We start from the raw sequence: 1,600 nt of genomic DNA, 5'->3' as shown, positions 1-1,600 counted from the left end.
GCCACGGGGCGTGGACCGGGTACGGGACGGGGGGTCGGCGCGGTGCGGCCACTGGCCGGAGTGGCGCGGGGACCCTGGGCACTCTCGTGAATCTGAGGCTCCTCGGGAATGAGAGGCATGGGCTGATATCTATCAAACGTTGGTGCGGCTCGCGCCAGCGGGTGGCACATCAGTGCGAGCGGAATCGTCAGAAGTCGAAGCCGAGCTGACCCTCGATCTCCGGAACGCTTCCGTCCGCCCAGCTACGGGCCTTCTTGAGGTGCCGCCACTGAGGCAGCGCATCAAGATACGCCCACGACAACCGGTGGTACGGGGTGGGGCCCCGAACCTCCAGCGCGGCCTTGTGCACGGGCGACGGATACCCGGCGTTGGCCGCGAAACCGAAGTCTGCATGGTCGATACCCAGTTCGGCCATCATTTTGTCGCGCTGAACCTTGGCGATCACCGAGGCCGCAGCGACCGACACACAGGACTGGTCGCCCTTGATCACGGTCCGGACCTTCCAGGGCGTTCCGAGATAGTCGTGCTTCCCGTCGAGGATCACCGCGTCCGGCCGGACCGGGAGCGCCTCCAGGGCTCGCACGGCGGCGATCCGCAGGGCGGCCGTCATGCCAAGCTGGTCGATCTCTTCCGGCGACGCGTGTCCCAGGGCGTACGACGTCACCCACGTGCGCAGTTCCTCTGCGAGTTCATTGCGACGCTTGACGCTGAGCAGCTTGGAGTCGGTGAGGCCTTGGGGCGGTCGGCGCAGTCCGGTGACGGCCGCGCAGACGGTGACGGGGCCGGCCCAGGCACCTCGCCCCACCTCGTCGACACCGGCGATGATCTTCGCTCCGGTCGTGGCACGAAGAGAGCGCTCGACGGTATGAGTAGGGGGTTCGTACGGCATGGCGCCCTTAGCCTACGCCGCTCGGATCACCCCGCGACACCCCGCCATCCCCGGACGGTGCCGACACGCCCACGAAGCGCGCTCACGGCCCGCTCGACCGCAGCAGCGGCAGCATGAACTGGTCGATCATCTCCTCCAGATCCCGGTCGTCCCATTCGCTGCCGCGCATCTTGGAGCGGTACATCATCATGGCGGGCATGGCATCGAAGACATAGTCGTTCGCCGCGTCGGGGCGCACTTCACCCCGCTCTATCCCACGGGTGATGATCTCGCGGAGCAGCTTGACGCTCGGCTCCACGACCCCCTTGAAGATCACGGCATGGAAGCGTTCCGCCTGTGCCTGGTCGCATTCGTGAATGACGGAGCGCAAGGCGAAGCCGGGGCGCGAGAACATCGCCTCGCGCGCCTGGCGGCACAGCTGGAGCAGGTCCTCGCGCACCCCTCCGAGATCGGGAGCCTCCGCGAAAGGGGGCAGTCCGGCCCGAAGGGCGTCCGCGACGAGGTCTTCCTTGGAGGGCCAGCGCCGATAGACCGCGGCCTTGCCGGTCTGGGCTCCGGCGGCGACGCCTTCCATGGTGAGGCCGTTCCAGCCGACCGTACTGAGCTGCTCCAGCGCGGCATCGAGAATCGCACGTTCCAGCACGGGGCCGCGCCGACGGGCGGAGGCAGCCTGAGCGGGGGCGGCCGTCCAGCGCGAGGTAACCATCTGAG

General features: G+C 68.1%; 2 protein-coding genes. Both read right to left on the bottom strand.

The genetic code is table 11. From position 1 onward, the window contains the following. Positions 1 to 187: 187 nt before the first annotated feature. Positions 188 to 889, bottom strand: a complete 702-nt coding sequence (locus EHS43_RS44190) for a ribonuclease HII (RefSeq protein WP_125196017.1) — start codon at positions 887 to 889, stop codon at positions 188 to 190. Between the two features lie 82 nt (positions 890 to 971). Beyond that, positions 972 to 1,595 (bottom strand): TetR/AcrR family transcriptional regulator, encoded by a 624-nt coding sequence (locus EHS43_RS44185; protein WP_125196018.1) that lies wholly within the window; start codon positions 1,593 to 1,595, stop codon positions 972 to 974. Positions 1,596 to 1,600 lie beyond the last annotated feature (5 nt).

The organism is Streptomyces sp. RP5T (assembly GCF_003933965.1).
Taxonomy (GTDB): Bacteria; Actinomycetota; Actinomycetes; order Streptomycetales; family Streptomycetaceae; genus Streptomyces.
This window is presented reverse-complemented; position numbering and strand designations above follow the sequence as displayed.